Origin of the sequence: Stenotrophomonas sp. CFBP8980, from assembly GCF_034046095.1 — a bacterium.
In the GTDB taxonomy this organism is placed as follows: Bacteria; Pseudomonadota; Gammaproteobacteria; order Xanthomonadales; family Xanthomonadaceae; genus Stenotrophomonas; species Stenotrophomonas lacuserhaii.
The window spans coordinates 1,101,260-1,125,407 of record NZ_JAXCXF010000001.1 but is presented as its reverse complement, the minus strand read 5'-3'; the positions used below and the strand labels follow the sequence as shown (position 1 = coordinate 1,125,407).

Annotated in this window: 24 protein-coding genes; 17 read left to right on the top strand and 7 right to left on the bottom strand. The window is 67.6% G+C overall.

What is annotated here, in order from left to right; genetic code table 11:
* The first annotated feature begins 56 nt into the window (after positions 1 to 56).
* From SOM47_RS04970 to SOM47_RS04925, 10 genes are all read left to right on the top strand, one after another.
* A complete protein-coding gene (locus SOM47_RS04970; RefSeq protein WP_320504922.1) occupies positions 57 to 239 on the top strand; it encodes a hypothetical protein in 183 nt (60 codons plus the stop codon).
* A gap of 115 nt (positions 240 to 354) precedes the next feature.
* Positions 355 to 2,679 carry a catecholate siderophore receptor Fiu gene (locus SOM47_RS04965; RefSeq protein WP_042615119.1) on the top strand — a complete coding sequence of 775 codons (2,325 nt, stop codon included), beginning with the start codon at positions 355 to 357 and terminating at the stop codon, positions 2,677 to 2,679.
* Positions 2,680 to 2,737: 58 nt separating this feature from the next.
* A complete protein-coding gene (locus SOM47_RS04960; RefSeq protein ID WP_042615120.1) occupies positions 2,738 to 3,415 on the top strand; it encodes a Fe2+-dependent dioxygenase in 678 nt (225 codons plus the stop codon).
* 126 nt (positions 3,416 to 3,541) lie between these two features.
* Positions 3,542 to 3,988 (top strand): hypothetical protein, encoded by a 447-nt coding sequence (locus SOM47_RS04955; protein WP_320504921.1) that lies wholly within the window; start codon positions 3,542 to 3,544, stop codon positions 3,986 to 3,988.
* A gap of 149 nt (positions 3,989 to 4,137) precedes the next feature.
* Complete coding sequence (locus SOM47_RS04950; protein ID WP_320504920.1) at positions 4,138 to 6,519, top strand: TonB-dependent receptor domain-containing protein; 2,382 nt, start codon at positions 4,138 to 4,140, stop codon at positions 6,517 to 6,519.
* Between the two features lie 158 nt (positions 6,520 to 6,677).
* Positions 6,678 to 7,292 carry a PepSY-associated TM helix domain-containing protein gene (locus SOM47_RS04945; protein WP_414715755.1) on the top strand — a complete coding sequence of 205 codons (615 nt, stop codon included), beginning with the start codon at positions 6,678 to 6,680 and terminating at the stop codon, positions 7,290 to 7,292.
* Between the two features lie 29 nt (positions 7,293 to 7,321).
* Positions 7,322 to 7,840, top strand: coding sequence for a DUF2271 domain-containing protein (locus tag SOM47_RS04940; protein ID WP_192083071.1), 519 nt, complete (start codon positions 7,322 to 7,324; stop codon positions 7,838 to 7,840).
* Positions 7,841 to 7,889: 49 nt separating this feature from the next.
* Entirely contained in the window at positions 7,890 to 8,693 is an 804-nt protein-coding gene (locus SOM47_RS04935) for a DUF4198 domain-containing protein (protein WP_320504919.1), read from the top strand.
* A gap of 56 nt (positions 8,694 to 8,749) precedes the next feature.
* Positions 8,750 to 9,709: an FAD:protein FMN transferase gene (locus tag SOM47_RS04930; RefSeq protein WP_042615126.1), complete on the top strand. Its 960-nt coding sequence runs from the start codon at positions 8,750 to 8,752 to the stop codon at positions 9,707 to 9,709.
* The gene (locus SOM47_RS04925) at positions 9,706 to 11,319 is read left to right on the top strand and encodes a sulfite reductase subunit alpha (protein WP_320504918.1); all 1,614 of its coding nucleotides are present in this window, start codon (positions 9,706 to 9,708) and stop codon (positions 11,317 to 11,319) included. Before SOM47_RS04930 ends, SOM47_RS04925 begins: the two co-directional genes overlap by 4 nt.
* Positions 11,320 to 11,327: 8 nt before the next feature.
* On the opposite strand, the gene SOM47_RS04920 is transcribed toward SOM47_RS04925, so the two are convergent.
* The 4 genes from SOM47_RS04920 to SOM47_RS04905 all read right to left on the bottom strand — a co-directional run bounded on the left by SOM47_RS04920 (position 11,328) and on the right by SOM47_RS04905 (position 14,454).
* Complete coding sequence (locus SOM47_RS04920; protein WP_320504917.1) at positions 11,328 to 11,936, bottom strand: HutD/Ves family protein; 609 nt, start codon at positions 11,934 to 11,936, stop codon at positions 11,328 to 11,330.
* Positions 11,937 to 11,983: 47 nt separating this feature from the next.
* Entirely contained in the window at positions 11,984 to 12,697 is a 714-nt protein-coding gene (locus SOM47_RS04915) for a murein L,D-transpeptidase catalytic domain family protein (RefSeq protein WP_320504916.1), read from the bottom strand.
* A 30-nt stretch (positions 12,698 to 12,727) separates the two neighbouring features.
* A complete protein-coding gene (locus tag SOM47_RS04910; RefSeq protein ID WP_320504915.1) occupies positions 12,728 to 13,801 on the bottom strand; it encodes a L,D-transpeptidase in 1,074 nt (357 codons plus the stop codon).
* 326 nt (positions 13,802 to 14,127) lie between these two features.
* A complete protein-coding gene (locus SOM47_RS04905; protein WP_414715754.1) occupies positions 14,128 to 14,454 on the bottom strand; it encodes a ComEA family DNA-binding protein in 327 nt (108 codons plus the stop codon).
* 262 nt (positions 14,455 to 14,716) lie between these two features.
* On the opposite strand from SOM47_RS04905, the gene SOM47_RS04900 reads away from it, so the two are divergent.
* The 4 genes from SOM47_RS04900 (at position 14,717) to murU (ending at position 18,336) form a co-directional block, all read left to right on the top strand.
* Positions 14,717 to 16,210 carry a M20 family metallopeptidase gene (locus SOM47_RS04900; RefSeq protein WP_101100809.1) on the top strand — a complete coding sequence of 498 codons (1,494 nt, stop codon included), beginning with the start codon at positions 14,717 to 14,719 and terminating at the stop codon, positions 16,208 to 16,210.
* A gap of 69 nt (positions 16,211 to 16,279) precedes the next feature.
* A complete protein-coding gene (locus SOM47_RS04895) occupies positions 16,280 to 16,552 on the top strand; it encodes a GlsB/YeaQ/YmgE family stress response membrane protein (RefSeq protein WP_042615132.1) in 273 nt (90 codons plus the stop codon).
* 51 nt (positions 16,553 to 16,603) lie between these two features.
* A complete protein-coding gene (locus SOM47_RS04890) occupies positions 16,604 to 17,626 on the top strand; it encodes an aminoglycoside phosphotransferase family protein (RefSeq protein WP_320504914.1) in 1,023 nt (340 codons plus the stop codon).
* Entirely contained in the window at positions 17,623 to 18,336 is a 714-nt protein-coding gene (gene murU, locus SOM47_RS04885; protein WP_192083064.1) for an N-acetylmuramate alpha-1-phosphate uridylyltransferase MurU, read from the top strand. The genes SOM47_RS04890 and murU overlap by 4 nt, the downstream gene beginning before the upstream one ends.
* Before the next feature lie 404 nt (positions 18,337 to 18,740).
* On the opposite strand, the gene hda is transcribed toward murU, so the two are convergent.
* Genes hda through SOM47_RS04870 form a run of 3 tightly spaced genes read right to left on the bottom strand, consistent with a single transcriptional unit; the run spans position 18,741 to position 21,753 of the window.
* Positions 18,741 to 19,451: a DnaA regulatory inactivator Hda gene (gene hda, locus SOM47_RS04880; RefSeq protein ID WP_042614654.1), complete on the bottom strand. Its 711-nt coding sequence runs from the start codon at positions 19,449 to 19,451 to the stop codon at positions 18,741 to 18,743.
* Complete coding sequence (locus SOM47_RS04875) at positions 19,448 to 20,620, bottom strand: AI-2E family transporter (protein WP_042614653.1); 1,173 nt, start codon at positions 20,618 to 20,620, stop codon at positions 19,448 to 19,450. Before SOM47_RS04875 ends, hda begins: the two co-directional genes overlap by 4 nt.
* Complete coding sequence (locus SOM47_RS04870; protein ID WP_192083063.1) at positions 20,617 to 21,753, bottom strand: DUF2066 domain-containing protein; 1,137 nt, start codon at positions 21,751 to 21,753, stop codon at positions 20,617 to 20,619. The genes SOM47_RS04875 and SOM47_RS04870 overlap by 4 nt, the downstream gene beginning before the upstream one ends.
* Before the next feature lie 98 nt (positions 21,754 to 21,851).
* On the opposite strand from SOM47_RS04870, the gene purM reads away from it, so the two are divergent.
* The 3 genes from purM (at position 21,852) to purN (ending at position 24,148) form a co-directional block, all read left to right on the top strand.
* Complete coding sequence (gene purM, locus SOM47_RS04865; RefSeq protein WP_042614651.1) at positions 21,852 to 22,913, top strand: phosphoribosylformylglycinamidine cyclo-ligase; 1,062 nt, start codon at positions 21,852 to 21,854, stop codon at positions 22,911 to 22,913.
* A 138-nt stretch (positions 22,914 to 23,051) separates the two neighbouring features.
* Positions 23,052 to 23,489: a hypothetical protein gene (locus SOM47_RS04860; protein ID WP_152620682.1), complete on the top strand. Its 438-nt coding sequence runs from the start codon at positions 23,052 to 23,054 to the stop codon at positions 23,487 to 23,489.
* Positions 23,486 to 24,148, top strand: a complete 663-nt coding sequence (gene purN / locus SOM47_RS04855; RefSeq protein WP_042614650.1) for a phosphoribosylglycinamide formyltransferase — start codon at positions 23,486 to 23,488, stop codon at positions 24,146 to 24,148. The genes SOM47_RS04860 and purN overlap by 4 nt, the downstream gene beginning before the upstream one ends.

Genomic DNA, 24,148 nt, shown 5'->3' with positions numbered 1-24,148 from the left:
CCACGCTACGTTCCGACAGCCCGGTGCCACATCAGGGATTGCCTTTCGAACAGGCTGTGACAACCGCCGAAGTGGAATCCGAGCCCGGGCGCAGCAAGCCGTCTGGCGGCAATCCGAACGCGGCTACCGGCCTGCTGCGAAGCCCGCCACAGAACGCGCAGGCGCCCGATGAGGCGCTGGCCTTCCATGCGCAACCGCCACGTCGCCCGCTGGGCCAGGCGCCTCCGCCCCTGACCTGACGGCCGTCGCCCTGCGGCGCCGCCCATGCTTTCTTTCGCACGCCGCCGGCCGATGGCCACGCGTTGCCCAGTCGTCGCCTGGCGGGTCGCTACCCGCCATTACTGAAGTCCTGCCATGAATCCGATCAAAAGCCGCAAGCACGCCTCCGCGTTCCGTCCCCTGCCGCTGGCCACCGCCAGCCTCGCTGCGGGCCTCGGCCTGGCCGCCCTGCCCTCGCTGGCCTTCGCCGAAACCGACGACGGCGCACGCACGCTGGACAAGGTGGACGTGCATGCCACCCGCGGCTACAAGGCCGACAAAGTCGCCTCGCCGAAGTTCACCCAGTCGCTGCAGGACACCCCGCAGACCATCCAAGTGATCACGGCCGACCTGTTCAACCAGCAGGGCGCCACTACCCTCACCGAAGCGCTGCGCAACAGCCCGGGCGTGGGCACCTTCTTCGTCGGCGAGAACGGCAACACCGCCAGCGGTGATGCGCTGTACATGCGCGGCTTCGACACCTCCAGCAGCCTGTTCGTGGATGGCGTGCGCGACCTGGGCTCCATCTCGCGCGATGTGTTCAACACCGAACAGGTGGAAATCACCAAGGGCCCTGCCGGCACCGACAACGGACGCTCGGCACCCACCGGTGCGATCAACATGGTCAGCAAGCAGGCCACGTTGCACGATGAAGTGTCCGGCACGGCCAGCCTGGGCAGCGACCAGCAGCGCCGCGCCACGGCTGACTGGAACCAGGCCCTGGGGGCCACCAGCGCGCTGCGCCTGAATGCCATGTGGCAGGACAGCGACCAGCCCGGCCGCGACCACGTCAATAATTCGCGTTGGGGCATCGCGCCGTCGCTGGCGTTCGGCCTGGGCACCGACACCCGCTATGTGCTCAACCTGCTGTACGTGGACCAGGACAACGTGCCCGATGGCGGCGTGCCCACCCTCGGCCTGCCCGGCTGGATCCCGCAGCCCACCCTGGAAGCGCTGGCCGGCCATCCGGTGGATCCGCAGAACTTCTACGGTACGCGCGCCGACCATGACGATGTCACCGCGAAGATGGCCACCTTCCGCATCGAACATGATTTCAACGATGCGGTGCGCCTGACCAACACCGCGCGCTGGGGCCGCACCGAACAGGACTACCTGCTGACTGCGTTCATGGGCACCGGCACCCGCGCCGCCAACGGCGCACCGACGGGCAACATCCGTTACACCGACCGCAATGACCTGTCCACGTACACCATCGCGCGCAGCCTGCCCACGCTGAAGGACCAGCGCAATACCCTGCTGACCGACCAGCTCAACCTGCGCGCCGACTTCGCCACCGGCGCCATCGCGCACAACCTGAGCACCGGGCTGGAGTTCACCCGCGAAGAGATGGACAGCTTCGGCCAGGCCGTCACCGGCGGCAGCAGCTGGCCGGCCGCGAACCTGTACACCCCGGACTGGAACGCCGGCGGCCTGGCCTGGGCGCACAACGGCGCCGATGCGCATGGGCGGACCACCACCTGGTCGGCCTACCTATTCGACACCCTGCACCTGGGCGAAAGCCTGCTGCTGACCGCCGGCGTGCGCGCCGACCACTACGACACCCGGTATGCCAGTTCGGTGGTGTGCGGCGGCCGTGCGGGTCCGGTCTGTGGCACCAACCCGGTCGGCACGGTACTGGACACGCCAACGCTGGAAGCATCGGACACGCTGCTCAACTGGAAGCTCGGCGTGCTCTACAAGGCCGGCGATACGGCCAGCATCTATGCCAACTACGCGCTGTCGCAGCAGCCGCCGGGCGGCAGCAATTTCGCGCTCAGCAGTTCGGCCAGCAGCCTGGACAACCCGCGCCTGGATCCGCAGGAAGCGAAGACCTTCGAAGTCGGCAGCAAGTGGGCCTTCCTCGATGATGCGCTGGCACTGAACGTGGCGATCTTCCAGACCGACGTGGAGAACGAGATCAACACCCAGGTGCTGGATGACGCCGGCAACCCGACCCAGACCGGCAGCAAGCGGGTCAAGGGCGTGGAGCTGTCCGCCGTGGGCCGCATCACCGACAACTGGTCGCTGTCGGCCGGTTACAGCCACCTGGACACCGAGGTCAAGGAAGGCGCCAACGTGGCCGCCGACGGTACCAGCAACCTGACCTACACCCCCGACGACGCCTTCACTGCATGGAGCACGTATGAGCTGCCGTTCGGGCTGACGCTGGGCGGCGGCGTGCGCTTCAGCAGTGCCATGCACCGTGGCACCGATGGCGCGGTCGGCACGCCCTCGTTCACCAAGTCGTACACGGTGTATGACGCGGTGCTTTCGTATGCGGTGAACGAGGCGCTGGTGCTGCGCTTGAACGCGTACAACGTGTTCGACAAGCAGTACGTGGCTGCGATCAACAAGAGCGGCTACCGTTACACCCCGGGCACCCCGCGTACGTTCCTGCTCAGCGCGGACTTCCGCTTCTGAGCCGACGGCGCGGGAAGCCCAGTGCTTCCCGCGCCCTTTCCCTTATCGGACGAACATCATGCTGCTGCATATTCCCAACGTGCTCACCGCTCAGGAACTCGGCCAGCTGCAGGGGCCGCTGGATCAGGCCGAGTGGACCGACGGCCGCGAGACCGTGGGCCGCCAGGGCGCACAGGTCAAGCGCAACCAGCAGCTGCCCGATGGATCGCCGCTGAAAGCGCAGTTGGGCGAGAAGGTGCTGGCGGCCCTGCAGCGCAACCCGCTGTTCTTTGCCGCTGCATTGCCATTGAAGATCCTGCCGCCGCGCTTCAACCGTTACCAGGGCGGCGGCACCTACGGGTTCCATGTCGATGGCGCGGTGATGGCCCATGGCGCGCAGGGACACCTGCGTTCGGACGTGTCGTGCACCCTGTTCCTTTCAGCGCCGGAGGCCTACGACGGGGGCGAGCTGGTCATCAGCGATACCTACGGCGAGCATGAAGTGAAACTGCCCGCCGGGGACCTGATCCTGTATCCCTCCAGCAGCCTGCATCAGGTGAATCCGGTCACCCTCGGGACGCGCATCGCCTCGTTTTTCTGGGTGCAGAGCATGGTCCGCGATGACGCCCAGCGGCGCCTGCTGTGGGAGATGGACACCTCCATCGAACGGCTGCGACAGAGCCAGGCCGATGCCGCCGCCGTGCTGCAGCTGAGCGGGGTGTACCACAACCTTCTGCGACGCTGGAGCGAGGTCTGACCCGCCGCCCGCCCCCTTATTGAAGATGTCGCAAACCGTTCTCATTTGCAACGGCAAACGACTCTCACTACAATCACGCCCCGTGCACGCCGCGCTCCGCTGGCGGCCACTACCCGGGGCCCATCCTTGCGTCATCCGCACCGCCATCATCAGCTCGGCGCCGCCATGCGCGGCCAGCGTCCCGCGCTGGCCAGCCTGCTGGCGTGGGTGGCGATGCTGGCGTTGCTGCTGGGCTCGCTGCCGCTGCTCACACTGAGCGCCGATCGGCATGCGCCGTCGGCCGTGCTGCAGGCCCCGCTGCCGGTGGAAGAACGTGGCGGCGGCGAACTGCCGCTGCACGAACAGGCACCGGCCAAGCTGCGCCGGGTATCGCTGGGCGAGGACGCCCCGACTACGCACGCCACGCCGAACACGGCCTACACCTTCGCCCTGCTTGGCTGGATGCGGTTGGCGCACGCCCCGAGCGAAAGCGCTGATGTTTCCCGCGACTGGCGCCATGCCAGCGCACGGCCGCCGCGCGCCGATGCGCCCGGACGCCGCCAGCAACGCGGCCAGGCGCCCCCGCTGGCCTGATCCACCTTCCGCGTTCGCCCGCTTCCGGGCGCGCACGTTGATCGCTTTATTCGCATCCGTCACCTGTGGCCCGGACCGGGCCCTACCGTCCTGCAGCGTGCCACCGGCGTTGGCTGCGGCGCTTTCCAGCACCCTTTGGAGTTACTGCCATGGCCCAGCGCCATCGTCTGCGTTCGTCCGTTTCCCGTACTGTCCTGTCCAGCGCCCTGCTGTGCGCCCTGGCTGCACCGGCCTTCGCCGAAGTCGCCGCGCCGCGCACCCTGGACCAGGTGGTGGTCACCGCGTCCGGCTTCGAACAGAAGATCACCGATGCACCGGCCAGCATCTCGGTCATCACCCGCGAGGAGCTGGCCAAGCGCCCGTACATGACCCTGCTGGATGCGGTGCGTGACCTGGAAGGCGTGGACGTCGGCGAGACCCGCGACAAGACCGGGCAGGGCTCGGTGTCGATGCGTGGCATGGGCTCGGACTACACGCTGCTGCTGATCAACGGCCGCCGCCAGAACAACCATGGCGACATCTACCCGAACAACTTCGGCGGCAACCAGTTCAACCACATCCCGCCGCTGGATGCGATCGAACGCATCGAAGTGATCCGCGGCCCGGCATCCACGCTGTACGGTGCCGACGCGATGGGCGGTGTGATCAACGTGATCACCAAGCGCGCGCTGGACAGCTGGCACGGCTCGGCCACCGTCGGCCGCACCTTCGAAACCGATGACCAGTTCGGCGATGACAGCACCGTCGATGCCTACATCACCGGGCCGCTGGTGCCTGGCGTGTTGAACCTCAGCGCGCGTGCCAGCTGGTATGACCGCAAGGCCTCCAATCCGGTGTACTCGCCATCCACCGATCCAGCCGGGGTGGAGCACACCCGCCCGCTCGGCTTCGGTGCCGGCGGCAAGACCGTGGACAACACCAATAAATCCGGCGGTGTCAGCCTGGAATGGAATGCCACCGATGCCCAGCGCATCACCCTGGACTTCGACACCTCGCGTCAGGAATACGACAACTCGATCAAGATCAACGACGCCGGCGTGGAGGAATACCCGGTCGGCACCGTCGATGGCATCGCCTCGATCTGGCGCGGTAACACCACCACCTGCATCACTCGCCGCAACTGCACGCGCGCCGATCCACGCGTCGGCTACAGCGCCAGCCAGGAGTTCACCCGCGATGCGTGGGCGCTGACCCATGAAGGCGACTGGAGCTTCGGCCGCAGCCTGGTGTCGCTGGCCCACGTGGCCACCAACAACGACGGCCGCACCATGCCGTTCACCGTGGACGAACGCCGCCAGCTGCTGCAGATGCTCAACGGCACCGGCGCCTACGTCGGCCAGACCGAAGCCCAGCGTCGCGCTGCCGCCGAAGCCGCCTTCCTGCCGCGCCCCAAGCGCACGCTGGAAAGCGCCCAGTACACGCTGGATGCCAAGCTGGATATTCCGTTCCAGGCCGCGGGCGAACATATCGCGGTGGTGGGTGCGCAGATCATCCGCGGTGAGCTGACCGACGGTGTATTCGGCATGGAAAGCGGCAATCCGGGGCAGGTGCAGGACCACAACATGTATTCGGTGTTCGCCGAAGACACCTGGAACATCACCGCACCGTTCGCGCTCACCTACGGCCTGCGTTTCGACGACCATGAGGTGTTCGGCAACCACCTGAGTCCGCGCCTGTATGGCGTGTACACGTTCAACGATGCGTGGACCGTCAAGGGCGGTGTCAGCACCGGCTTCAAGACCCCCAAGACCACCCAGCTGTATGACGGGGTGACCGGCTTCGGCGGCCAGGGCACTTCGCCGATGTACGGCAACCCGGACCTGCAGCCGGAAACCAGCACCAGCACCGAGCTGGCGGTGTACTGGCAGCACCCGCAGGGCCGCAGCGCCAATGCCACCGTGTTCCACAACAGATTCGACGACAAGATCGCCTCACAGCCGTGCGGCCCCGGGTTCGCGCAGGCCTGCACCAGCAGCGGCGAATACGCCGAACTGGGCTATGCCAGCAGCTCGCGCACGGTGAACATCGACGAGGTGGTGATCCAGGGCGCGGAAGTGGCCGGCCGCTGGAAGATCAGCGAACGCTTCGCACTGCGCGCCAACTACACCTATACCGACAGCGAACAGAAGAGCGGCGCGGAGAAGGGCTTGCCGCTGGGCAACAGCGCCAAGCACATGGCCAACGCCACCTTCGACTGGCAGGCCAGCGAGCGCTTCAACGTGTTCCTGACCGGTGAGATGCGATCCAAGCGCTACCGCGGGGTCAGCGCCATCACCAGCCAGCCGCTGTACTACAAGGATTACACCGTGCTGCACCTGGGTGCCTCGTACGAGGCCACCGAATGGCTGACGGTGAACGCGCGCATCAACAATCTGCTCGACCGCGACTTCACCACCTACCAGGCGACCTTCACCGACCTGGACGGCAACGGCGCCTATGCCGATGGCACCAACGAAGTGCTGTTCGAGGATGACTATAACAACAAGGACAAAGCCCGCAGCGTCTGGGTCAGCCTGAACTTCACGTTCTGACGGGCTGGGTAGTGACGGCCGCTGGCCGTCATTGGCGAAAGGATTGACGGCCAGCGGCCGTCACTACCGCCCTAATTGCGAACTATTCTCATCAATGCTGTAATGCCCCGTCTCCTCGAACCCTACCGTGCCGCGTGAGCCGATCCGTCTCTACCTCCGTGAAGCAACAGCAAAGCCGCGGTTTCTGGCTGCGCACGCTGCATCAATGGCACTGGATCAGCTCGGCGGTCTGCCTGATCGGCATGCTGCTGTTCGCCGTTACCGGCATCACGCTGAACCATGCAGCGAAGATCGAAGCGAGCCCACAGGTGCAGAACCGCCAGCTGGAGCTGCCCGCCGCGGTGCTGGACCAACTGGGCACGCGCGAAGACGGCAACGCGCCGCTGCCACGTGCCGCGCGCCAGTGGCTGGACGAGGCGCTGGACATTTCCATCGGTGGCCGCGCCGCGGAGTGGTCGCCGGAAGAGATCTACCTGTCGCTGCCACGTCCCGGCGGTGATGCCTGGCTGAGCATCGACCGCGCAAGCGGCGCGGTGGAGTTCGAATCCACTTCGCGCGGGGCGGTGTCCTACCTCAACGACCTGCACAAAGGGCGCAATGCCGGTCCGGCGTGGGGCTGGTTCCTGGATGTGTTCGCCGTGGCCTGCCTGGTGTTCTGCATCACCGGCCTGTTCCTGTTGCACCTGCATGCGCGGCAGCGGCGCATGACCTGGCCGCTGGTCGGCCTGGGCCTGATGATTCCGCTGCTGATCGCCCTGCTGTTGATCCACTGACCTTCCCACCTTTCCTGCTGGAGCCGCCCATGCGCGTCACCCTCACCATCGCCCTCAGCGGCCTGCTGGCCACCTCGCCGGCCTATGCGACCACGCTGGACATCAACGTCGAAGTGCCCAAGCTCAACGTCGCCGAGTACCACCGCCCCTACGTGGCGGTGTGGCTGGAAGGGGCCGACCAGAAGGTCGCCGCCAACCTGTCGGTCTGGTACCAGCAGACCGGCAACAGCGAGGGCCATGGCACCAAGTGGCTGCCGGACCTGCGCCAGTGGTGGCGCAAGAGCGGCCGTACGCTGGAGGTGCCGGTGGACGGGGTGACCGGCCCGACCCGCCCGGTCGGCACCCATGCGCTGTCATTCAACGACCGCCAGCGCGCGCTGAAGGACCTCGCGCCGGGCAACTACACCCTGGTGGTGGAAGCGGTGCGCGAAGTCGGCGGCCGCGAACTGGTCAAGCTGCCTTTCAGCTGGCCGGCAAAGTCCGCGCAGAACGGTTCGGCACAAGGCAGCACCGAACTGGGCAAGGTCACCCTCGCCATCAAACCCTGAGCTGTTCCAGCATGGGTCCGTACCTTCTTTCTCCTGGAGTCATACCCCGATGAAGCGCACGCTCGTCCTCGCCGCCGCCCTGGCTGCTGCCCTTCCCTTCTCCGCCTTGGCTCACAAGGCCTGGCTGCTGCCGTCGCAGACCGTGATCGCCGGTACCAACCCGTGGATCACCGTGGACGGTGCCGTATCCAACGATCTGTTCTACTTCAACCACGTGCCGCTGCGCCTGGAATCGGTGGTGGTCACCGCACCGGACGGCAGCAGCGTGCAGCCGCAGAACAGTGCCACCGGCAAGTTCCGCAGCGTGTTCGACATCGAGCTGAAGCAGGCCGGTACCTACCGCATCGCCTCGGTCAACGACGGCCTGTTCGCCACCTATGAGTTGAACGGCGAGCGCAAGCGCTGGCGCGGCACCGCGGCCAGCTTCGGCGAACTGCCGAAGGACGCGAAGAACGTGCAGGTATCCGAATCGGTCGGCCGGGTGGAAACCTTCGTCACCAATGGCGCGCCGAATGCCACCGCGCTCAAGCCGACCAACAAGGGCATCGAACTGATCGCGGTGGGCCACCCGAACGATCTGTTCGCCGGCGAAGAAGCGACTTTCCACGTGCTGGTGGACGGCAAGCCGACCGCTGGGCTGGAGTTCGAGATCGTGCGTGGCGCCACGCGTTACCGCAACGCGCAGGAAGAGATCAAGGTCACCAGCGATGCCAAGGGCGAGATCAAGGTGAGCTGGCCGGAAGCCGGCATGTACTGGCTGGAAACCGGGACCGAAGACAACAAGACCTCGGTCAAGCAGGCTGAAAAGCGTAGGCTGAGCTACGTGGCGACGCTGGAAGTGCTGCCGCAGTGATTGATCCCCGGAGCCGGGCCTGGCCCGGCTCCACTGGCACCCTTACGCGCTCGCTGATGACCAACCCGCTACTCGATATCGCACGCCTCGGCGGCACCACCATGGGCACGTCCTGGTCGGTTTCATTGGCGGTGCCGCGCAGCCGCGACCTGCATCCGCTGCATGCCGGCATCCAGGCCCAGCTGGACCGTGTCGTGGCGCAGATGAGCACCTGGGAACCGACGTCGAACCTGAGCCGCTACAACCGGGCCGCCGCAGGCAGTTGGCATCCACTGCCGCTGCAGACCCGCCAGGTGCTGGCGGCTGCGCAGGACGTTGCGGCAGCCAGCGACGGCGCTTTCGATCCCACGCTCGGCCCCTTGGTGGCGCTGTGGGGTTTCGGTGCGCATGCCGCCGCGCGGGCCCGCCCGGACCCGCAGGTACTCGCAGCGACCCGCGCCCGTTGCGGCTGGCAGAAGCTGCAGTGGCAAGGCGATGCACTGCTGCAGCCCGGCGCGCTGGAACTGGATCTGTCGGCGATTGCCAAGGGCTTCGGCGTGGACGAAGTGGTGCGCTGGCTGCAGGACCAGCACGTGAGCGCCGCGTTGGTGGAAGTAGGCGGCGAACTGCACGGGTACGGCCGCAAGCCCGATGGCCAGCCATGGCGCGTGCTGGTGGAATCGGCCCCGGAAGAAGACGCGCGTACGCCGACCCCGCCGCGCGTGCTGGAACTGGACGGCAAGGCGATCGCCACCTCCGGCGACCGCTGGCACCACTATCAGCAGGACGGCGAACCGATCAGCCACAGCGTGGATCCGCGCAGCGGCCTGCCGGTACAGCGCGCGGCCGCGGCGGTGACCGTGGTCGCCGACGATGCCATGCACGCCGATGCATGGGCGACCGCGCTGACCGTGCTAGGCCGCGATGCCGGGCTGGAACTGGCGACCCGCCTGCAGTTGGCGGCGCGCTTCCTGGAACGCAGCAGCGAGGGTCCATTGGAAACGCTCAGCCCTGCCTTCCAGGCGTTGCTGCCATGACCCTGCGCCCGTCACGCGCGCTGCTCGGCAACCTGCTGGTGATGTTGGCCTTGGCCATCGTGGCCTGGCTGCTGCTGCGCCTGCACCTGGGCGAAAGCGGGTGGGAGCTTGCCCCGCGCCGCGCCGCGCTGTGGACCGCGATCGCCGCCGTCGGCGGTTACGGCGCGCTGTGTGCACTGCTGTGGTGGCAGACCCGGCCACGCCGCGAGCGGACCGATCCGGCGCAGCGACCGATCCTGCTGGTGTGGGCCAGCCAGACCGGCTTTGCCGCGCAGTTGGCCGAACGCAGTGCCGATGCCCTGCGCGGTGCCGGCCTGGCAGTGCGCTTGCGCAGCATCGAGCAGCTGGATGCCGCCCTGCTGGCAGACAGCGAACGCGCGCTGTTCATCGCCAGCACTACGGGCGAAGGCGATCCGCCCGACCACGCCGCGCCCTTCCTGCGCCGGCTGATGACCGCAACGCCATCGTTGGGCCACCTGCATTACGGCGTGCTGGCGCTGGGCGACCACAGCTACGCGCACTACTGTGCGTTCGGCCACCAGCTGGACGACTGGCTGCGCCGGCATGGCGCGCACGCGCTGTTCGACACGGTGGAAGTGGACAACGCCGACCCGGCCAGCCTGCGCCACTGGCAGCAACTGCTGGGCCAACTGGGTGGCGATGCCAGCGACCAGCCGGACTGGAGTCCGGTGGACTACCAGGCGTGGACGCTGCTGCAGCGCGAACACCTCAATCCCGGCAGTGCAGGCGGCCCGGTGCACTGGCTGCGGTTGCAACCGCCAGCAACGGAAGCTGGCAGCGAGGTGCGATGGCAGGCCGGCGACATCGCCGAGATCGGCCCGCAGCACGCCCCCGGCGTGGTGCAGGCATGGCTGCAGCGGCACCGGCTGCAGGGCGACACGCTGCTGGCCGATGGGCAGACCCTGCAGGCGCGGCTGTCACGTTCGCACTTGCCCGGGGTCACCGCGGGTGGCGACCTGCAGACCCTGCTGTCGATGCTGCAGCCGCTGCCGCATCGCGAATATTCCGTTGCCTCGGCCCTGCACGACGGCGCGGTGGAACTCCTGCTGCGGCGGCAACTGCGCGCCGACGGCACGCCGGGCATTGGCAGCGGTTGGCTGTGCGACGTCGCACCGGTCGGCGGCCCGATCGATCTGCGCTTGCGCCGCAACCCCAATTTCCACGGCGTGGACAGCACGCGGCCGTTGATCCTGATCGGCAACGGTACCGGCATCGCCGGGCTGCGCGCGCACCTGCACGAACGCGAAGCGGCCGGAGCCAGCCGCAACTGGCTGCTGTTCGGCGAGCGCAATGCCGCGCACGATTTCCACTTCGGCGACGAACTGGTGCAGATGCAGCAGCGCGGCATGCTGGAGCACCTGGATGCGGTGTTCAGCCGCGACGGCGGCGCCCACCGTTACGTGCAGGATCGCCTGTTGGCAGAAGCCGGGCGGCTGCGCCAGTGGGTCGACGAAGGCGCCGCGATCCTGGTCTGCGGCAGCCTGCAGGGCATGGCGCCGGCAGTGGACGCGGTGATCGAACAGGTGCTGGGCGCCGAAGGAAAAGAGGCGCTGATGCTGGCCGGACGCTACCGCCGCGACGTGTACTGAAGCACGCGCTACGGCACCGCCGGACCCAGCCGGATCGCCAGCAGTTCACCGCCGCCGTGCAGTGCATGCCGACGACGCTCGCCTGCCGCCAGCCAGGCGGTGTCACCCTGCTCCATTGGCGGCAGGCCGGCGTCGGCGTCGAACCGGGCCTGCCCGGCCAGCAGATGGATGGCCCAGGCCACGTCCGGTTCGGTGAAGAAATACATCGGCCCTACGATGGGCCGGTGCAGCACCTGCGCGGCCAGCGTGTCGCGACGCCACATCAGGTTGAAATCGTGGGTGGTGCCATCCACGAGTTCGCCGTGCAGGGACTGCTCACCGGCGAAGCGGACCCGGCCATGCGGCGGCAGCACCTCTTCAAGACGGCCATCATCAAAGCGCAGGCGCACCCCGTTTCCGTGCAGCAGCACCAGCTCGCGATCCACGCCCGGGAAGCTGGAAAATGCCGCGTCTGATTCAATTTCGGCGATTGAGAGACGCACGGCCCAGTCTTCGCCGTCGCTCGGCAGGCGCAGGATTTCGCGGGTCCAGCCCAGGCCATTGCGCCAGCGTTCGCGAAGGTAGTCGACGGTCGGAATCACCTGGCTGGGGTGCTGCAGGATGTCGGTCGCGTTCATGCGCCCATTGTGCCGCGCCGTCCTCGCGTTGACGACGCGTCGTGCGGTCAGCGCTTGGCCAGGCTGCCACCGCAGTCGGCGTCCAGCAGCTGGGAGCGCTTCAGCCAGTCCTGGTCGGGGTAGTACGCAAATACCATCGTGCCACCGCTCAGGGCATCGATCAGCGGCTTGGCAACGGTCAGCCGCACGGCGGGGCAGCCGAGGCTGCGGCCCAGCCGGCCCTGCAGGCGTGCGGCGGAAGGATTCACATAGGGCGCGCCGTGGATCACGATCGCCCGCTCCCGCGCGTGGTCGTTGAACCCCGGCTCCAGCCCGTCCAGGCGCAACGAATACCCGTTGCCGCCGACGTAGGTTTCCTGCGCGGTGAAGGCCCCGATGCTGGACATGAAGCTGCCCTCGCGATTGGAGAAATGCTCGGTGCGGTCCGCGCCGCTGTTGCGCCCATGCGCAACCCACTCTTCAAACAGCAGTCGCTGGCGGCGCAGGTCGAATACCCACAGGCGCTGCTGTGTGGAGGGTCGCGAATAGTCAATGACGCCCAGCCGGTCCGGCGCCACGCCCAGTTCGGGTCGGCGCAGCGCGCAGCGCATCGCACTGGCTGCAAGTTGCAGCACCTTGCGGTCCGCGTTGGGCGCAACCCGGGCCAGGATCGCGCCAAGGTCACGGCCGGACACCGCAGCCGGCGGCTGCGCACTGGCGGGCAGGCTGCAGGCGGTAAACAGGCCGACGGCAGCCAGCCAACGGGAGCGTGGCGGTTTCATCTGGGCGGGTTCAACAGGTCCATTCAGACCCTACAGGGTGGACCCGGCCGGCTCGGATTCCAACACCGGCTGCATGCCCGGTTCAGCTGCACTTGGGCGTACCGCCGGCAGCGAGGTCACCAGCAGGGTAGTGCCCGGCACCAGCGCGGCGTACAGCTTGCGGGCGAAATCCGGCGGCAGCGCCATCGGCAGCGAAGGCGTGGCCAGCAGGTCCGGGGTGGATTGTCCTTCGGCCTGCCCCAGCAACGGGTAGGCGGTCCAGCGGTGCAGCCGCTGGTGCACATCCAGCGGGCTGGGCTGGTCGGTGTAACCTTCGCCCATCACGAACAACGTGGTGCCATCGAAGTCGGGCAGGGCCGAAGCCACCAGCGGGGATTCGCCGATCAACACGCCATCGCGCAGCACGTAGACCCGCTGGTCATGCAGGCTCACCAGCACGCCCACCTGCCCCGCCGGGGCATCCTGTTCGTTCCAGTAGGCCGCCGTTTCCGCGCTGGCCGGGACTTCCGGCAGGGATTGGCCGCGGCTGGTGACCGGGGCCAGCACCGCCGGGTAGGCCAGGGTCATCGGCGAGCTCTTGGCATCGGCCACCACCACCGTATCGCCGCGCTGGGTGGCACTGAACAGCTTCTGCGCGAACGCCTGCGGCAGCCGCACGCAGCCGTGCGAGGCCGGGTGCCCGGGCAGTGCGCCGCCATGCAGGGCGATCCCATCCCAGGTCAGCCGCTGCATGTAGGGCATCGGCGCGCTGTTGTAGAGGTTGGACCGATGGTCCTTGTCCTTCTGCAGGATGGTGAACACCCCGGTCGGCGTCTCATGGCCCGCCTTTCCCGAACTGATGGTGCTCAGGCCGATGGCGATGCCGTTGCGATATACATAGGCGCGCTGCTCTTCCAGGCTGACCACCAGCACGATGGGGCCCGACGGAGATATCTCCGGGTGCCAGAGGTATTCACCAGGCTTGAGGTCGGTGGGTCCGCGCACGGCCGGTTCGGCCGATGCTTTGGCGGCAGCTGCCGGGGTGGGCAGCTGCGCCCGCAGCGGCAGGGGAGCGATAAGCGCAAGCGCCGTGGCGATCATCAGGGAACACTGCAGCAGTCGCATCAGCGCGGTCATCCAGTCCGTGGCAAGCCACCACGCTAACGTGTCGGCGGCGCAAACAAAAGAAGGCCCGGCGACACAGCCATGTGTCGTACCGGGCCCTGACAACGTCCTTGTCGGCCTCCCGCCGCCCCGCGCATCCTGCGATGGGGGCAGCGTGCTCCGTGCACGGAGGCCGCGATCATCCGTGGTTGTTTATCCCAGCCCCTTCCACAGGTCTGTGATGCCACCGTCCTGGTGTGGTTGACGCCTCCCTGCGCCGGTCGCTGCCGCCACGTCCCGTGGCCGGCCCGGGTCCGCTTCCTGCGAACCGCGACAATTCCCCTGTATCAGCGCCTTGGCACGGAACGCACCGGTACCGGTCCGGGTACCGGATCCACCCGGGACATCGTGTCCCCGGTCGTCATCCGCTGTCGATTCCGTTCGACGATGGCTTTCCCTATGCCCTTCACCTGCGTCAAGTCCTCGACGCGTTTGAAGGGCCCGTGCTGCTGCCTGTGCTCGACGATCGCGGCCGCCCGGCTGGGCCCCACCATCGTCAATCCCTGCTGCAGTGCAGAAGCATCTGCCCGGTTGATGTCGACCGGCGCGGCCGCAAAGGCCTGCGTGATCCCCATCGCCAGAAGCAGTGCCCGCAACACGATCCACCAAGGCACGACGTCGTTCTCCTTGTGATCCGAACCTGTCCCGACCGGCATTCCCGTCGGTAGAGACACTGTCCGTCACCACATGTACACAGACTATCGGTCCGTGACATTTCTAACAGCCAGCTAAATACCCGACGCCGTGTAGGAAATTCCCTACCCCCGCTGCGATGAAAAGACTGGCCGACTCCGTCAGTCGCCCCTATGGCGCACAGTCGGCCGTTTCCCGCACGCGTAGAATGGGCAGATCAGTCATTCCAATTCGGAGTTCCAGATGGACAGCGCCAAGCTCGGCCACTATGTCAACCAGAAATGGGACGAGGAAATCGTCCCGCAGCTGGTCGATTACATCCGCATCCCCAACAAGTCGCCGATGTTCGACGCCAACTGGGTGCAGAACGGCTACATGGAGCAGGCCGTTGTCCTGATGGAAACCTGGGCCAAAGCCCAGGATATCCCCGGCCTGAAGGTCGACGTGGTCCGCCTTGAAGGCCGCACCCCGCTGATTTTCCTGGAGATCCCGGCAAGTGGCAGCGAGACCGGCGACGACACCGTGCTGCTGTATGGCCATCTGGACAAGCAGCCGGAAATGACCGGCTGGGATGATGACCTGGGCCCGTGGATCCCGGTGCTGCGCGATGACAAGCTGTACGGCCGCGGCGGCGCCGATGACGGTTATGCCATCTTCGGCTCGCTGGCCGCGGTGCTGGCGCTGCAGGCCCAGGGCCTGCCGCATGCCCGCTGCGTGATCCTGATCGAAGCCTGCGAAGAATCCGGCAGCTACGACCTGCCCGCCTATGTCGACCACCTGGCCGACCGCATCGGCAAGCCGTCGCTGGTGGTGTGCCTGGATTCGGGCTGCGCCAACTACGACCAGCTGTGGTGCACCACCTCGCTGCGCGGCCTGACCGGCGGCAACTTCTCGGTCAAGGTGCTCAACGAAGGCGTGCACTCCGGTGACGCGTCCGGCGTGGTGCCGTCCAGCTTCCGCCTGCTGCGCCAGTTGCTGTCGCGCATCGAGGACCAGGACACCGGCCGCATCCTGATCGACGGCATGCAGGTGGAGATTCCCGCCGAACGCCTCGAGCAGGCCAAGCGCGCCGCCGAAGTCGTCGATACCGCCATCTTCGACAAGTTCCCGCTGGTGGACGGCCTGGTGCCGATGAGCGAAGACCTGACCGAACTGGTGCTCAACCGCACCTGGCGCCCTGCCCTGTCGGTGACCGGCATCGGCGGCATGCCGTCGCTGGAATCGGCCGGCAACGTGCTGCGCCCGCATACCGCGGTGAAGCTGTCGCTGCGCCTGCCGCCCACCGCCGATGGCAAGGCCTGCGGCGAACTGCTGAAGGAAGCCCTGCTGCGCGACCCGCCGAACGGTGCCGAAGTGACGCTGGACCTGGAGAAGGCCTCCAGCGGCTGGAATGCACCGGCGATGTCGCCGTGGCTGACCCAGGCGATCGACGATGCCAGCCGGATGTTCTTCGACAAGCCGGCCATGTACATGGGCGAAGGTGGCTCCATTCCGTTCATGGGCATGCTCGGCGAGAAGTTCCCCGGCGCACAGTTCATGATCACCGGCGTGCTCGGCCCGCATTCCAATGCACACGGTCCGAATGAGTTCCTGCACATCCCGATGGGCAAGAAGGTGACCGCCTGTGTGTCCAAGGTGATCAGCGAACACCACGCCGCCAGCCTGCGCGGGGAGACCAGCGGTTCGCCGGTCGCCGCCGACAGCGGAACCCGCCACGGCGGCCACGGCTGCTGCTGAACTGGGTAAAGTGAGCGACGCCGCCGGCCCGGTCCGGCGGCGTCCCTCATTGCAAAGGATTCCCTGTCCATGAATGGTCTGTTCGGCAGCACCAGCTGGCTCTACATCATCCTGGTCGGCTTCGTGGTGGGCCTGCTCGGCCGCTTCGTCATGCCCGGCAACAACCGCATGGGCTGCCTGCTGACCATCGTGCTCGGCATCGTCGGCGCGCTGCTGGCCGGCTGGTTCGGGCAGTACATGGGCTGGTACGCCGCCGGCGAACCGGCGGGTTTCCTCGGCGCGGTACTGGGCGCGGTCGCGATCCTGGCCCTGCTCCGCCTGGTCAGCGGCGGCCGTCGCTGATTCTTTTCTTCCCCTGATGTCGGCGCCTGCGGGCGCCCGGATGCTGCCTGCATGAACGATCCCGCTTCCCACCCCGAACGCGCCGCGCAGCGCCTGCAGTGGGCACGCGCGCAGTTGGGCGATGACCAGGCAATGCTGGACCGCGCGTCGGTGGATGCGGGCATGCGCAGTTACTGGCGCGCCACCAGCCGGGGTGGCAGCCACATCGTGATGGACTCCCCGCCCGGCCTGGAAGACGTGCGGCCGTGGTTGCGCATGCGCGCGCTGCTGCAGGCGCATGGTCTGCGCGTACCGACCGTGCTGGCCGAAGACATCGAGACCGGACTCCTTCTGCTGGAAGACCTGGGCGGGCCGACCCTGGCCAAGGTCATCGACACCGACAGCGCCGACGCGTGGTTCGAGCGCGCGATGGACCAGCTGCTCAGCCTGCAGCAGATGCCGGTGCCGGACGACTTCGGCCGCTTCGGCGAGGCGCTGCTGCAACGCGATGCGGGGCTGTTCGACGACTGGTTCCTGCAGCGCCATCTCGGCATCACCCTGGACGACGACGACCGCCTGCGCCTGCAGGCCGCGCAGCAGTTGCTGATGGACAACGCACTGGGCCAGGCCCAGGTGATGACCCATCGCGATTTCATGCCGCGCAACCTGATGCCGGTGGCCGATGGCCCGGCGGTTCTGGACTTCCAGGATCTTGTGCGCGGCCCCATTGCGTACGACCCGGTCAGCCTGTTCAAGGACGCATTCCTCAGCTGGCCGTTGGCGCGCGTGGATGGCTGGCTGGCGCGCTACCACCAGCGCGCGCTGGCGGCCGGCCTGCCGGTGCCGGTGCTTGCGGTTTTCCTGCGCGATGCCGACTGGCTGGGCATCCAGCGCCACCTGAAGTGCCTGGGCATCTTCAGCCGCCTGCGCTACCGCGATGGCAAGGGCCATTACCTGGACGATGCGCCGCGCTTCATCGCCTACCTGGATGAAGTACTGCCGCGCTATCCGGAGCTGGCCGGGCTGCGGCACCTGCTTGATGCGCGGATCAAGCCGGCGATGGCCGCCCAGGGCGAACCGGTGCTGGCCCGATGAAGGCGCTGATCTTCGCCGCCGGCCTCGGCGAGCGGATGCGCCCGCTCACCCTGCACACCCCCAAACCGTTGCTGCCTGTGGCCGGCAAACCGTTGATCGTGTCGCACCTGGAGCGGCTGGCCGCGCTTGGCGTGCGCGATGTGGTGGTCAATATTTCCTGGCTCGCCGAAGCCTTCGCACCGACCCTGGGCGATGGCCGCCAGTGGGGCGTGCAGCTGCATTTCGTCAACGAAGGCGACACCCCGCTGGAAACCGGCGGCGGCATCCTCAATGCCCTGCCCGTGCTCGGTGATGCCCCGTTCCTGGTGGTCAACGGCGATATCTGGACGGACTTCGATTTCGCCACCTTGCCGCGCGAGCCGGCCGGGCAGGCGCACCTGGTGATGGTGGACAACCCGGCCCAGCACCCGCAGGGCGATTACCGCCTGGATGCCGCAGGCCTGCTGCACCACGACCGCGCAGGGGCCTGCCTGACCTATGCGGGCATCGGCGTGTACCGGCCCTCGATCGTCGCCAACTGGCGGCAGGTGATCGGCACCGCAGCGGGAAGCGAACGCACGCCGCCACGGTTCAGCGTGGTGCCGCTGCAGAAGCACTTCATGGCGCAGGGATCGGTCACGGGGCAGCATCATCGCGGACGTTGGACCGATGTGGGGACGGTGGATCGGCTGCGATTGCTGGACCTGGAGCTGGGTCGGTCGAACGGTTGAGACCCCCTCGCGGGTGGCTGCTGTTTGAAGCCACAGCGTTGAGCGGGTCGGGCGGGGAGGCTGTGCGGGGCACGCGCAAGTACGTCCATGTAGCTCTTCGCGGCTCCTGCCGCTCAAGGCCCCGCACAGCCTCCCCGCCCGCCCCCTGACAGGTTCCGGTGGCCGCCACCCGCGTAATGAAAAATGAAAAGCGGTAGCGCCATGGCTACCGTGGACCTGTCGAAGGTGGGGCGGGGTGGCTGTGCAGGACCGTCTTTTCGCATGGATGCGAAAAGCGAGCCTCCATGGACGGATTCACGGCGTGTCCTGCACAGCCACCCCGCCCCGCCAACACACAGCCCTGCAGGCTGTTGCCTTTGCTTCAAAGCGGGCCGCCGGGCTGCAAGCCCGGCACCCACCACCACTCAATAACGCGGTCGGCCGTCTTCCAGTACCTGGCGCAGGAACGGCACGGTGATCCGCCGCTTGGCCGCCAGCGATTCGCGGTCCAGCCAGTCCATCAGCGTGATCAGCCCACCCAGCTCGCGGCCGGAGTGGGACAGCAGCCATTCGATGGAGGCTTCGTCGATGGACAGACCACGGCGCAACGCGCGGTCACGCAGCACCGCCGCACGCCCCTCTTCGTCCAGCGCCTGCAGCACCACGCGCACGCACTGCCCCAACCGTGAACGCAGGTCCGGCAACACCAGGCCCAGCTCCGCCGGCGCCGCCTGCGCGGTGTACATCACCGCCGTACCGGCAGCGCGCGCACGATTGTGGAAATCGAACAGCGCTACCTCGTCATCGCGCCCACCGGCCACCGCGTCCAGCCCATCCAGCACCACCAGATCGCGCTGCTCCAGCCCTTCCAGCACCGCACGCACCCGCCCCACCACCGCGCTCAGCGGCACATAGGTCGGGGTGCGCCCGGCCTGTTCGGCGTTGGAACACATCGCAAGGGCCTGGTGGGTCTTGCCGGTGCCGGCCGCGCCTTCCAGGTACACCCAGTCCGGGCTGGCGCCCACGGCAATCGCACGCAGCTGCGCCAGCGCACCATCCGGTGCGCCGATGAAGGTTTCCAGTCGCTCGTCCTGCGGGTAATGCAGGGCCAGCGGCAGCTGCGGTACTGCGCTCACTTCGGTTCCGGCCCCTTCGGCGCGCCGTCGACGATGATGACCTGCTTGTCGATGTACGAATCGAGCACGATCGACGGTTTCTCACCGGCATACAGCTCGCTTTCGCGGTAGCGCTGGTGGGCATAGCGCAGCAGCACGTTGCTGACTGCCGCCACCGGCAACGCCAGCAGCATGCCGAGGAAACCGAACAGCTGGCCACCGGCCATCACCGCGAAGATCACCGCCACCGGATGCAGGCCGATCTTGTCGCCGACGATGCGCGGGGTCAGCACGTAGCTTTCCAGCAGCTGGCCCACGGTGAACACCACGCCGACCAGCAGCAGCAGCTTCAGGTCGAAGCCCTGCGACTGCACCAGTGCAGCGATCACCGCCATCAGGATGCCGGTGGTGGCACCCAGGTAGGGAATGAAACTGATCAGCCCGGCGATGATGCCGATCAACAGGCCCAGGTTCAGGCCGACCATCGTCAGGCCACCGGCGTAGATCACGCCCAGCGCGATCATCACCAGGAACTGGCCACGGATGAACGCGCCGAGCACATCGTTGGACTCGCGCGCCAGCTGGGTGATGGTGCCCACGTGGTTGCGCGGGATGACCGAACGCACGCGCTCCACCAGCAGGTCCCAGTCACGCAGGAAGTAGAACGCCAGGATCGGCAGCAGCAGCAGGTTGACCACCCAGGTCACCATCGCAAAGCCGGAACGCTGCACATAGCCGAAGAACTGCTTGGCCACCCCGCCGGCCTGCTGCCAGTGGCTGCGGATGTACTCCATCACCCGGTCCGAATCCAGCCACTGCATCACTTCCAGGCCGGTCTTCTGTTCGAACCAGGGAATGCCCTTCTCCATCAGCCAGGCCTGGGCCTGCGGCGCGGAAGCGATCAAAGTACTGATCTGGCGCTCGATCATCGGCACCAGGATCAACAGCAGCGCGGTGATCACCAGCACCATCGCCACGAACACTAGGATCACGCCGGTGTTGCGCGAACGCCCGGTCGCCTCGATCCGGTCCACCAGCGGATCGCCCAGCCAGGCCAGCGCCAGCGCCAGCACAAACGGGGTCAGGATGGGCGCCAGCAGCCAGACCACCCAGCCGATCAGCAGCGCGACCGCGACGAACTTGACGCGGCGCAGGAACAGGGCGATTTCCGCCTCTGGAGTGTGGATCATCGCAGGCGATACTCGTTGCTGGCCGGGGCCGGATTCTGTTCATCACCGTCTAGGGTGATCGCCACCGGCGCGACCGGCACCAGCACGCCGTCCTCGCCCAGCATGCGGTTCAACCCGGCAAGGCCGGTGGTCATTTCAAGGCTCAGTTCCAGCCGGTTGCCCACTGCGCGCAGCGGGATGATGTTGCGCACCACCGGCACCTCGCGCAGGCCGGCGGCCAGGCGCATGTAGTCGTCGGCGCTGTCGATCCCGGTCACCACGATGCGGTAGGTGCCGGCCTGGCCGGTTGCCGCGCCGGGCTTGGCATAACGGCGCACCAGCGCGTCGGCCGCGCCGTCGGCACCGCCGGCCATCGCGCGCATGGCGTTGGCATCCTTGGTGGTCCATTTGTTCAGTTCGCGGCCGTTGTCGACGAACACCCAGTCCGCCGTCCAGCCGCCATCCGCGCGCGAGAGCTTGCCGATCAGCTGCATCGGCGGGGCGTAACGGGCCGACGCCCGCGCCACCGCAGCGGTGTCCTGGCGCCAGATCGCACCTACCAGCGCCTGTTCGGCGGTACTGCCGGTCGGCAGGCCCAGCTTGAAGCCGCGTTCCACCGCCCGCGCCAGTACCGGGCGCACCGCGTTGGCCTGCTGCACGGTCACCAGCCGCGGGCCGCTGCCATCGTCGATGGCCAGCCACAGCACCGGCTTCGGGCGCGGCTGCGGCCACACCGGCAGGCCCAGCGCGGCGACCATCGCATCCACGTCGTCTTCGCGGAAACGGGCGACCAACAGGGTGCGGAAGTTCGGCGCACCACTGGCGCTGGTGCTCTGGTCCTGCTTGTAGTCGTAGCTCTGCACGTAATCCTTCGCATTGCGCAAGGCCTGCACCACGCCCGGACGGGCGGTGATGTTGCGGTCGCCGGACAATTTGCCCAGCACCTCGGCCAGCGCGCGCGACAAGCCGCCGTTGCGATCGGCGTCGCTCTGGCCCCGGACCGGGACCTCGGCCTCGTAGGCGCCGCTGGCGGTGGCCACGTCCCCTTCGGTGCGCGGGCCGCTCTGGGCCAGGGCGGCAAAGGGCAGGCACGCCGCGAGGAGCATGATGAGGAACGTGGTCCTGAGGGGGCTGCGGGGCATCTGGACTTCCATTGGCTCGACGTATCCGGGGAGATTGTTGCCCGAATAGGGTCTTTGCGCCAACGTGGCCTGTTAAAATCGCCGTCTCACCCTTGCCAGCGCCGACGCCCGTGACCAACAGCCCGTCCTCCGCCCCTACGCCCCTCACCTACCGTGACGCGGGTGTCGACATCGATGCCGGCAACGAACTGGTCGAGCGCATCAAGCCGCTGGTCAAGCGCAGCTTCCGCCCTGAGGTAATGGGCGGACTGGGCGGCTTCGGTGCCCTGTTCGACCTGTCCAACAAGTACCGCGAGCCGGTGCTGGTGTCCGGTACCGACGGCGTCGGCACCAAGCTGAAACTGGCCCAGCAGCTGGGCCGCCACGACACCATCGGCATCGACCTGGTCGCCATGTGCGTGAACGACGTGCTGGTCCAGGGCGCCGAGCCGCTGTTCTTCCTGGATTATTTCGCCACCGGCAAGCTGGACATCGACACCGCCGCGGCGGTCGTGGGCGGCATCGCCAACGGCTGCACCGAGGCCGGCTGCGCGCTGATCGGCGGTGAGACCGCTGAAATGCCCGACATGTATGCCCCGGGGGAGTACGACCTGGCCGGCTTCACCGTGGCCGGCGTGGAAAAAAGCGAACTGAAGGATGGCGCCAGCGTTGCCGAAGGCGACGTGCTGATCGGCATCGCCTCCTCCGGCCCGCATTCGAACGGCTATTCGCTGGTGCGCCGCATCTACGACCGCGCTGGGCAGCCGGCCGATCTGCTGCTAGACGACGGCGTGAAGCTGGTCGATGCGCTGATGGCGCCGACCCGCCTGTACGTGAAGCCGATCCTGGCCCTGCTCAAGACCCACGGCGAGGCGATCCACGGCATGGCCCACGTCACCGGCGGTGGCCTGACGGAAAACATCATCCGCGTGGTGCCCGACGGCCTGGGCCTGGACATCGACGCCCGCAGCTGGACCCTGCCGCCGGTGTTCCAGTGGCTGCAGCGCGAAGGCGCGGTGGCCGATGCCGAAATGTGGCGCACCTTCAACTGCGGCATCGGCTTCGTGCTGATCGTCGCCGCCGACCAGGTCGCCGCCGTGGCCGAGGCCGCCGGCGCACAGGGCCTGCAGCACTGGACCATCGGCAAGGTCGTGCCGGCCGCGGAAGGCGCCGAGCGCGTCCACATCGGCTGATCCCCGGATTCCGCGCCGGTAGCGCCGAGCCATGCTCGGCGAGCGCAGCGGGAGCGTCCAGACATTCCGCCGAGCATGGCTCGGCGCTACCGATGCCGGGTGTTACCCGGCGCCTGCAAGGCCATCAACGAGACCTCCATGTCCGCCACGCCTCCCCCCCTGCACGCCCCGCGCGGTTGGACCTCGATGCAGGTCGATTCGCACCTGCACACGCTGAAGATCCTGTTCTATGTGCTGGGGGGGTTCGAACTCCTCCTCGCCGCTTTCCTGCTGCTGGTCACCTTGGCCGGCTATGTCAGCGAGCCGCCCGGCAGTGGTCCTGACGCCGCCCCGTGGCTGCTGTTCATCGTGATGGGCATCGCTTCGGGGGTGTACGTCGTGCTGGGCGGATTGAGCCTGCAGGCCGCCCGCTGCCTGGGAGCGCGTCGCCAGCACCGGCTGTGCCTGGTCGTGGCGGGGCTGGCCTGCCTGACCGGTGCCCTGGGCATCGCGCTGACCGTCTACGCGCTGTGGGCGCTGCTGCGCCCGGAAGTCGTCGCCAGCTTCCCGGACGGCGCGCGCAAGGTCACGGCATGACCGCAAGCACACGCATCGCGGTGCTTGCCTCCGGGCGCGGCAGCAACCTGCAGGCGATCCTGGATGCCATCGCGCAGGGAGAATTGCAGGCCGAGGTGGTGGGGGTGTTTTCCGACCGCCGCGAGGCGCAGGCCCTACAGCGCGTACCGGCTGCGCAGCGCTGGGCAGCAGCGCCGCGCGACTTTGCCGACCGTGCCGCCTACGAGGCCGCGCTGGGCGACGCGATCGCCGCCAGCGCGCCCGACTGGATCGTCTGCGCCGGCTACATGCGCATCCTGGGCGAGGCGTTCGTGGCCCGCTTCGATGGCAAGCTGGTCAACATCCACCCTTCCCTGCTGCCCCTGTACAAGGGCCTGCACACGCATGCGCGGGCGCTGGAAGCCGGAGATACGCAGCACGGGGCCAGCGTCCACTTCGTGGTGCCCGAGCTGGATGCCGGCACCGTGCTGGCGCAGGCGCGCGTTGACGTACTCCCCGGTGATTCGCCGGAAACGCTGGCCGCGCGGGTACTGGCCGTGGAGCATCCGCTGCTGATCGCAAGCCTGCAGCTGCTGGCCAGCGGCCGCGTAACTGAACAGAACGCTCAGCTCCAGCTCGACGGTCACCCCCTTTTCAGCCCGCTGGTCCTAGATTCGGCGCGCATGCTGCAACCTGCCTGA

Bases quoted from the DNA above. Each gene is read 5' to 3' on its own strand.
- SOM47_RS04930 (WP_042615126.1), top strand. From the start codon at position 8,750: ATGACCAACCCGCTACTCGATATCGCACGCCTCGGCGGCACCACCATG.
- SOM47_RS04940 (WP_192083071.1), top strand. From the start codon at position 7,322: ATGCGCGTCACCCTCACCATCGCCCTCAGCGGCCTGCTGGCCACCTCG.
- SOM47_RS04895 (WP_042615132.1), top strand. From the start codon at position 16,280: ATGAATGGTCTGTTCGGCAGCACCAGCTGGCTCTACATCATCCTGGTC.
- SOM47_RS04950 (WP_320504920.1), top strand. From the start codon at position 4,138: ATGGCCCAGCGCCATCGTCTGCGTTCGTCCGTTTCCCGTACTGTCCTG.
- SOM47_RS04960 (WP_042615120.1), top strand. From the start codon at position 2,738: ATGCTGCTGCATATTCCCAACGTGCTCACCGCTCAGGAACTCGGCCAG.
- SOM47_RS04910 (WP_320504915.1), bottom strand. From the start codon at position 13,801: ATGCGACTGCTGCAGTGTTCCCTGATGATCGCCACGGCGCTTGCGCTT.
- SOM47_RS04900 (WP_101100809.1), top strand. From the start codon at position 14,717: ATGGACAGCGCCAAGCTCGGCCACTATGTCAACCAGAAATGGGACGAG.
- SOM47_RS04935 (WP_320504919.1), top strand. From the start codon at position 7,890: ATGAAGCGCACGCTCGTCCTCGCCGCCGCCCTGGCTGCTGCCCTTCCC.
- SOM47_RS04925 (WP_320504918.1), top strand. From the start codon at position 9,706: ATGACCCTGCGCCCGTCACGCGCGCTGCTCGGCAACCTGCTGGTGATG.
- SOM47_RS04920 (WP_320504917.1), bottom strand. From the start codon at position 11,936: ATGAACGCGACCGACATCCTGCAGCACCCCAGCCAGGTGATTCCGACC.
- SOM47_RS04965 (WP_042615119.1), top strand. From the start codon at position 355: ATGAATCCGATCAAAAGCCGCAAGCACGCCTCCGCGTTCCGTCCCCTG.
- purN (WP_042614650.1), top strand. From the start codon at position 23,486: ATGACCGCAAGCACACGCATCGCGGTGCTTGCCTCCGGGCGCGGCAGC.
- SOM47_RS04890 (WP_320504914.1), top strand. From the start codon at position 16,604: ATGAACGATCCCGCTTCCCACCCCGAACGCGCCGCGCAGCGCCTGCAG.
- SOM47_RS04860 (WP_152620682.1), top strand. From the start codon at position 23,052: ATGTCCGCCACGCCTCCCCCCCTGCACGCCCCGCGCGGTTGGACCTCG.
- SOM47_RS04870 (WP_192083063.1), bottom strand. From the start codon at position 21,753: ATGGAAGTCCAGATGCCCCGCAGCCCCCTCAGGACCACGTTCCTCATC.
- murU (WP_192083064.1), top strand. From the start codon at position 17,623: ATGAAGGCGCTGATCTTCGCCGCCGGCCTCGGCGAGCGGATGCGCCCG.
- SOM47_RS04875 (WP_042614653.1), bottom strand. From the start codon at position 20,620: ATGATCCACACTCCAGAGGCGGAAATCGCCCTGTTCCTGCGCCGCGTC.
- SOM47_RS04915 (WP_320504916.1), bottom strand. From the start codon at position 12,697: ATGAAACCGCCACGCTCCCGTTGGCTGGCTGCCGTCGGCCTGTTTACC.